The sequence below is a fragment of the Nocardioides sp. LML1-1-1.1 genome, from assembly GCF_040676175.1.
In the GTDB taxonomy this organism is placed as follows: domain Bacteria; phylum Actinomycetota; class Actinomycetes; order Propionibacteriales; family Nocardioidaceae; genus Nocardioides.
Genome location: NZ_JBEGHK010000007.1, coordinates 164,413 through 171,510, shown reverse-complemented (window position 1 = coordinate 171,510; position 7,098 = coordinate 164,413). Strand labels below are relative to the sequence as shown.

The following is a 7,098-nucleotide window of genomic DNA, read 5'->3' as shown; positions in this document are numbered from 1 at the left end:
GGGACATGAGGGCCTCCGGTCGGGTGAAGCGGTTCCTAGACAGCTCCACTTCACAACCGGAGGCCTTCGTCTGTCAGACAGGCTCACCGATGCCGGGCGGTACAACCTCCCTGGACATCACACCTAGGTGAACAGCGCCGCGGCCTCGTCGACGGTGTCGACGAGGTGCACGTGCGCCTCCATCGCCCGGCCGCGCGACAGCGCCTGTAGCAGCGGCCAGGCGGGCAGCGTCTCGGTCCAGTAGGCGCGCCCGACGAGGACCATCGGGGCGACGTCCTGCTCGCCGGCGTAGTAGTTCTCGCAGGCGTCCTGGAAGATCTCCTGCACGGTCCCGCCGGCGCCGGCGAGGAACACGATCCCGGCGTCGCAGACCTGGAGCAGGATCGCCTCGCGCAGCGCGTTGCGGAAGTACTTCGCGATCGCGGTGGCGAACAGGTTGGGCGGCTCGTGCCCGTAGTGCCACGTCGGTACGCCGAGCGAGGGCCTCGGCGACGGGCTGAGCTCCAGCGCGTCGCGGGCCGCCTGCACCCAGTCGTCGATCGAGGGCCGGAACGACGGCACGGCGCTGACCCGTCGTACGGCCTCGGCGAGGGTGTCGGCGTCCAGCCCGGCCATCCGGCCGCCGAGGTTGGCGGCCTCCATGGCGCCGGGTCCGCCGCCGGTCGCCACCACGTGCCCGGCGCCGAGCAGCGCACCCAGACGGGCCGCCTCGGCGTAGCCGGGGGTGCCGCGGTCGGCCGCGTGCCCGCCCATCACCCCGACCAGCCGGGGCTCGCGCACCCAGTCGGCGAGGGCGGTGTCGACGGCCTGGTCGTGGAGCACCTCGGCCAGCGCCTCCGCGGGCCCGCACGCGGCGCGGGCCCAGGCGTAGGCGCGGGCGTCGAAGGTCTCGGCGTAGGGCGTGCGGTCGTAGAGCTCGGCGGGGGAGTAGAGCGTGCTCCGCTCGATGTCGAGGCCGGGGAGCCCGGCTTCCGCCGCCCGGCCGGCGCCCGCCTGCCAGTGCCGGTCGTCGGTGGTGCGGGTGGTGACGACGGCGTTGCGGCTGCGGGTGCTCCTCACGCGGCCGGACGCTACCCGACGGGTGCGTGTCCGAGCGGTGGACAACGCGTCTCATGTTTCTTGATCAACTCACTAGAGTTAATGCCACCAGCACGCCGCGCGCCGGCGATCCCTCGACAGGAGACACCGATGACCTACCGTCCCGAGACCCTCGCCGTGCACGCCGGTCAGGAAGAGCCCGACCCGGCCACCAACGCGCGGGCGGTGCCGATCTACCAGACCACGTCCTACGTCTTCAACGACACCGAGCACGCCGCCAACCTCTTCGCGCTGTCGGAGCCCGGCAACATCTACACGCGGATCATGAACCCGACCCAGTCGGCGTTCGAGGAGCGCGTCGCCCAGCTCGAGGGCGGGGTCGGCGCCCTGGCCGTCGCCTCCGGCTCGGCCGCGATCACCTACTCCGTGCTCAACCTGACCTACGCCGGCGACAACATCGTCGCGATCTCCACGCTCTACGGCGGCACCTACGCGCTCTTCGCGCACACGCTGCCGCAGTACGGCATCGAGGTCCGCTTCGTCGACCCGGACAAGCCGGAGGACCTGGCCGAGCACGTTGACGAGAGGACCAAGCTGGTCTTCGCCGAGACCATCGGCAACCCGAAGATCAACGTCGTCGACACCCGCGCCTGGGCCGACGCGGCGCACGCGCAGGGCCTCCCGCTCGTCGTGGACAACACCGTCACCACGCCCTACCTGGAGCGGGTCTTCGACCACGGTGCCGACATCGCGGTGCACTCCGCGACCAAGTACATCGGCGGCCACGGCACCTCCATCGGCGGCGTCATCGTCGACAGTGGCAAGTTCGACTGGGCCGCGCACCCCGAGCGCTTCCCCGGCCTGACGACCCCCGACTCGGCGTACCACGGGGTGGTGTGGACCGATGCTGTCGCCGAGCTCGCCTACATCATCCGGGCCCGGACCGTGCTGCTGCGCAACACCGGCGCCGCGATCGCCCCGCTCAACTCCTTCCTGTTCCTGCAGGGCCTGGAGACGCTGCACCTGCGCCTGGAGCGGCACAGCGAGAACGCGTTGGCCGTGGCCAAGTACCTCCAGGGCCACGAGGCGGTCGCGTGGGTGAACTACCCCGGCCTCGAGGGCGACCCCTCCAAGGCCGTCGCCGACCGCCTCTTCACCGGCAAGGGGTACGGCGGCCTGGTGTCCTTCGGCCTCAAGAGCGGCCGGGACGGCGGCAAGCGCTTCATCGAGTCCCTGGAGCTGTTCAGCCACCTCGTCAACATCGGCGACGCCAAGTCGCTGGCCGTGCACAACGCGAGCACCACGCACTCGCAGCTCACCCCGGAGGAGCTGGAGCTGGCCGGCGTACCGGAGGACCTGGTCCGGCTCTCGGTCGGCATCGAGAACATCGACGACATCGTCGCCGACCTCGAGCAGGCCCTCATCGCCGCGAAGTAGCCACCATGACCGACTCCGTCGGGGTCGTCGCGACCCAGCGGGCCGTGCTCACGCAGCACGGCCCGCTGGTGCTCGCCTCGGGCGCGGAGCTCGGGCACGTCGAGATCGCCTACGAGACCTACGGGACGCTGTCGCCGGCGCGCGACAACGCGGTCTTCGTCTGCCACGCGCTCACCGGTGACGCGCACGCGGCCGGCTGGCACGAGGGCGCCACCCGGCCGGGCTGGTGGGACAACCTGATCGGGCCCGGCAAGGCGCTCGACACCGACCGCTTCTTCGTCGTCTCCGCCAACCTGCTCGGCGGCTGCTCGGGCACGACCGGCCCGCAGTCGGTCGACCCGGCCACCGGCCGCGCCCACGGCCCGGACTTCCCGGCGCTCGACATGGCCGACCTCGTCGCCGTCCACCGTGGACTGCTCGACCACCTCGGCATCGAACGCCTGCACGCCGCGGTCGGGGGCTCGCTCGGCGGGATGCAGGTGCTGGAGTGGGCACTCACCGAGCCCGACCGGATCGGCCGCGCCGTGCTCGTCGCCGCCAGCTCGCGGCTCACCCCGGAGAACATCGCCTTCTCCTCGGTCGCGCGTGCGGCGATCCTGGAGGACCCCGACTTCCACGGCGGCCGGTACGCCGAGCACGGCACCACGCCGCGGCACGGGCTCAAGATCGCCCGGATGATGGCCCACATCACCTACGTCTCGCCCGAGTCGCTGGAGGCGAAGTTCGGTCACCGGCGGGCGACGGTGGGGCACGCCAAGCGGCTCGACGCCGACTTCGAGGTGGAGGCCTACCTCCAGCACCAGGGGGAGGCCTTCCTGCGCCGCTTCGACGCGCTGTCCTACCTCCACCTGACCCGGCCGATGGACTACTTCGACCCGTTCGGGGCGCATCCCGACGTCGTACCGTCGACGCGGTTCGGGCTGATCTCCTTCGACTCCGACTGGCGCTTCCCGACCCCCCACTCGCTGCGGATCCGCGACCGGCTCGCCGCGCGCGGCGCGGCCGTCGAGCACGTCGAGATCACCTCGCCGTGGGGCCACGACTCCTTCCTGCTGGAGCCGCCCGGCTACCACGACGAGGTGCGCCGGCACCTCGGTTAGCAACGCCTAGAAGGCGTGCGCCATCAGCTCGCCGAACAGCTCCTGCGGATCCACCTCCAGCCCGCGCCGGACGAACCACGTGCACACGTTGGTGCAGTCGCGCAGCAGGAAGTCGAAGCCCTGCGCGTTGCCGACGAGGTCCACGAGCTGGGGCAGGTCGATGACCACGAGCCGCTCGCCCGCCGCCAGGATGTTGTACGGCGACAGGTCGCCGTGCACCAGGCCCGCCTGCACCAGCGTCGCCATCGCCTCGCGCAGCTGGTCGAAGTACGACGCCAGCAGCGCCGGCTCCGGCCGGGTCTGGGCCAGCCGGGGCGCGGTCTCGCCGTCGACGGTGATCCACTCCATGAGGATCTCGGTGCCCTCGACCTGCACCGGGTAGGGGACCGGCAGGCCGAGCTCCCAGCAGCGGTTGAGGGCGGACCACTCCGAGACCGCCCACTCGCCGGCGGCGACCTCGCGGCCGAAGGTGGACTTGCGCTTGACCGCGCGCTCGTCGCGCGAGCGCTTCATGCTGCGCCCCTCGGTGTAGCTCGCCGCACGGTGGAAGGTGCGGTGCTCCGGCGCGCGGTAGCGCTTGGCCGCCATCACCACCGACTGCGCCGGGTCGTGCGGGTCGGTGCGGTCCAGCAGGAAGACGTCGGCCTCCTTGCCGGTCTTCAAGATGCCGAGCTCGGTGTCGACCGCGCCCTGCGAGGTCACCACCCAGTCGGGACGGGGCTCGGGGCCGCGGGACAGCGGCTCGACGTCGAGCCAGGTCGACCAGCGTTGGCCGGGCCCGAGGTCGTCGTAGGCCCGGTAGTCGAAGACGAACCGGGGGTCGAGGTCAGGGGAGAGGTTCTCCTGGGACAAGACGGGTGCTCCTGGGGATCGAGAGGAATCGGTCTGAAGGCAGGCCGAGGACAGTCATGGACATGTCACGCTCCTCTCGACGGGTCCGCGGGGCGCGCGGACGACGTAGCCGATGCTCGCGCATCCCGATCCGGCACGACAACCGGTTTTCCGTCGGAGGATTGACGTACGGTGCTGCCATGCGTTGGCGGATCGTTCTCGTGGTGCTCCTGCTGGTCCTCGTCCCGGGCTTCTCGGGCGCTGCCGTGCGCACGGCCGCACCCAGCGGCGGCGGGGGGAGTGGCCCCGACCCGTACTGGAAGCTCGACGGCAACGGCGGCACCAACGCCCTGCGCTACGACGTCCGCGTCGGCTACGACTTCTCGCGGGCGCGCCTCAGCGGCCGCACGATCGTCACGATGCGGGCCACCAAGGACCTCTACAGCCTCAACCTCGACCTGCTGCTGCCGGTCTCCGGGGTCACCGTCGACGGGCGCAAGGCCCGCTTCGGCAAGCCCAACAACCACGAGCTCTACATCCGCCCCGCCCGGGCGATCCGCAAGGGCGCGATCTTCAAGGTGGCCGTGGCCTACGGCGGCTACCCGGGCCGCTACCGCTACGCCGGCGAGCGCAACTGGCTCGCCGACAGCGGCGAGGTCGTCGCGATGAACGAGCCGCACATGGCGCCGTGGTGGTTCCCCTCCAACGACCACCCCAGCGACAAGGCCGTCTTCGACATCCGGGTGACCACCCCGCGCGGCAAGCGGGTCGTCAGCAACGGCAGCTACGTCGGCCGCACGGTCCGCGGCACCAAGGCCACCACGCACTGGCGGATGAGCGACCCGATGGCGACCTACCTCGCGTTCTTCGCGGCGGGCCGGTTCCAGGTCGAGACCGGCCGCAGCGCCGCCGGCATCCGTTACGTCAACGCCGTCTCGGCCCGGCTGCCGAAGGCGGAGCGGACCCGGGCGATGGCGGCGCTGCGCCGCACCGGCGCGATCACCGACTGGCTGCAGTCCTGGGTGGGGAAGTACCCGTTCACCTCCACCGGTGGGCTGGTGACCAGCCTCGGCGTGGGCTTCGCCCTGGAGAACCAGACGCGTCCGACGTACGGCTCGTGGGTCTACCCGGGGGTGATCGTGCACGAGATCGCCCACCAGTGGTTCGGCGACAGCGTCTCCGTGCAGCGCTGGCGCGACATCTGGATCAACGAGGGCTTCGCGACCTTCAGCGAGGTCGCCTACGACGCCGCGCACGGCGGCCCCTCGGTGAAGACCTGGCTCGACCGGGCCTGGGACGAGGAGTGCGGGGAGCGAGGATCGTTCTGGGCGATCAACCTCAGCAACCCCGGCGCGGCCAACATCTTCGACTCGGCGGTCTACGACCGCGGGGCGATGGTGCTCGCGGCCCTGCAGAGCCGGATCGGTGCCACCGCGATGCGCGACCTGCTGCGCACCTGGGTCGCCTCGCACCACGACGGCAACGCGACGGTCGCGCAGTTCGAGGCGCTCGCCTCGGCGCGCACCGGCCAGGACCTGCGCGGGTTCTTCCAGGCCTGGCTGCGCTCCGGCGCGGCGCCGGCGGCCACGCCGGCCAACGGGTTGACCCACGCCTGCCCGTAGCCTCCCTCCGCGCCGAGTGACACCCACGGCAGCCGCACGGCGCCGTACGACCTGCCGGAGGTGTCACTCGCCCGGCCGGGCGAGGTCCAGCGCGCCTCCCACGTGACGGGTGGGGCGTTTGGTACCAATGTGTCGACCTGTGCCCCCGTCGGGCGCGCGCCCGCACCAGGATGGAGACCCATGGACGCCAAGAAGCTGATCGCCCTGGTGGTGATCGTGTTCCTCGGGTTCTGGATGTTCACCGACCCCTCGGGGCTGGCGGTCACGTCCAAGAGCGCGGCGAGCAACGGCTGGGACCTGACCACCCAGGCCTTCGACGGGGTCATCGACTTCGTCGGCGCGATGGACTGACCCAGGGACTCCTCATGAGCTTCGTCGCGGGCCTCGTGGTCCGGCTCGGCGACCCGAAGATCGGCAAGCACCTCCTGCGCGACGAGGGCGAGGTGGTCGTCGACGAGGTGACCCACCACTGGTTCGCCTACCTGCGCCCCGGTGCCGAGGGCGTGCTGGCGACCCTGCTGCTGGTCTGGAGCTGGTTCGTGGCCGTCCAGGTCGCCTGGTTCTTCCTCATCGTCGCGGTCGCCCTGCTCGCGCACGCCGCGTGGGGCTGGCTGGCGGTCCTGCGCGACCGCTTCGTGATCACCAACATGCGGGTCTTCCGCGTGCACGGCGTGCTCTCCCAGAGCCTCGCCACCATGCCGCTGAGCCGGATCCTCGACATCTCGGTGAAGAAGCCGCTGCACGGGCGCATGCTCGGCTTCGGCCACTTCTGCTTCGAGTCGGCCGCGCAGGAGCAGGGCCTGCGCGACATCCGGTACGTCGGGCGGCCCGACGACCGCGACCTCGCCATCCAGCGCGTCGTCCAGCGCTCTGGCCTGCGCGGCCCCCGCGTCCCGAACTAGCCTCGATGGGCCGAGCGCGCCCTCGCTGCGCTCCGCCGCGCTGCCGGCCACGCGGTCGCGTCCGGTGCCACCGAGTCCGCCTAGCGACAAACCACCGGCGACCGGTATCTGGATGACCGGTATCTGATCGCCCGTCGTCGGTGTCTCCACCGGGGCTTCGTAGGATTG

At 71.4% G+C, this 7,098-nt stretch carries 7 protein-coding genes; 5 read left to right on the top strand and 2 right to left on the bottom strand.

Translation table 11 applies throughout. The features are described 5' to 3' along the window. Positions 1 to 123: 123 nt before the first annotated feature. A complete protein-coding gene (locus MRBLML1_RS21855; RefSeq protein ID WP_364520073.1) occupies positions 124 to 1,059 on the bottom strand; it encodes an LOG family protein in 936 nt (311 codons plus the stop codon). A gap of 129 nt (positions 1,060 to 1,188) precedes the next feature. Between MRBLML1_RS21855 and MRBLML1_RS21850 the strand changes: the two genes are divergently transcribed. Together MRBLML1_RS21850 and metX are read left to right on the top strand one after the other, a co-directional pair. Next, complete coding sequence (locus MRBLML1_RS21850) at positions 1,189 to 2,475, top strand: O-acetylhomoserine aminocarboxypropyltransferase/cysteine synthase family protein (protein WP_364520071.1); 1,287 nt, start codon at positions 1,189 to 1,191, stop codon at positions 2,473 to 2,475. A 5-nt stretch (positions 2,476 to 2,480) separates the two neighbouring features. Next, complete coding sequence (gene metX, locus MRBLML1_RS21845; RefSeq protein WP_364520069.1) at positions 2,481 to 3,575, top strand: homoserine O-acetyltransferase MetX; 1,095 nt, start codon at positions 2,481 to 2,483, stop codon at positions 3,573 to 3,575. Positions 3,576 to 3,581: 6 nt separating this feature from the next. On the opposite strand, the gene MRBLML1_RS21840 is transcribed toward metX, so the two are convergent. After that, positions 3,582 to 4,427 (bottom strand): serine protein kinase RIO, encoded by an 846-nt coding sequence (locus tag MRBLML1_RS21840; protein WP_364520067.1) that lies wholly within the window; start codon positions 4,425 to 4,427, stop codon positions 3,582 to 3,584. A 179-nt stretch (positions 4,428 to 4,606) separates the two neighbouring features. Here MRBLML1_RS21840 and MRBLML1_RS21835 point away from each other — a divergent pair, with 179 nt between their 5' ends. The 3 genes from MRBLML1_RS21835 (at position 4,607) to MRBLML1_RS21825 (ending at position 6,930) form a co-directional block, all read left to right on the top strand. Then, entirely contained in the window at positions 4,607 to 6,028 is a 1,422-nt protein-coding gene (locus tag MRBLML1_RS21835) for a M1 family metallopeptidase (protein WP_364520065.1), read from the top strand. Positions 6,029 to 6,208: 180 nt separating this feature from the next. Further along, entirely contained in the window at positions 6,209 to 6,379 is a 171-nt protein-coding gene (locus MRBLML1_RS21830) for a hypothetical protein (RefSeq protein ID WP_364520063.1), read from the top strand. Between the two features lie 14 nt (positions 6,380 to 6,393). Continuing rightward, positions 6,394 to 6,930 carry a PH domain-containing protein gene (locus MRBLML1_RS21825; protein ID WP_364520061.1) on the top strand — a complete coding sequence of 179 codons (537 nt, stop codon included), beginning with the start codon at positions 6,394 to 6,396 and terminating at the stop codon, positions 6,928 to 6,930. The last annotated feature ends 168 nt before the right edge of the window (positions 6,931 to 7,098 follow it).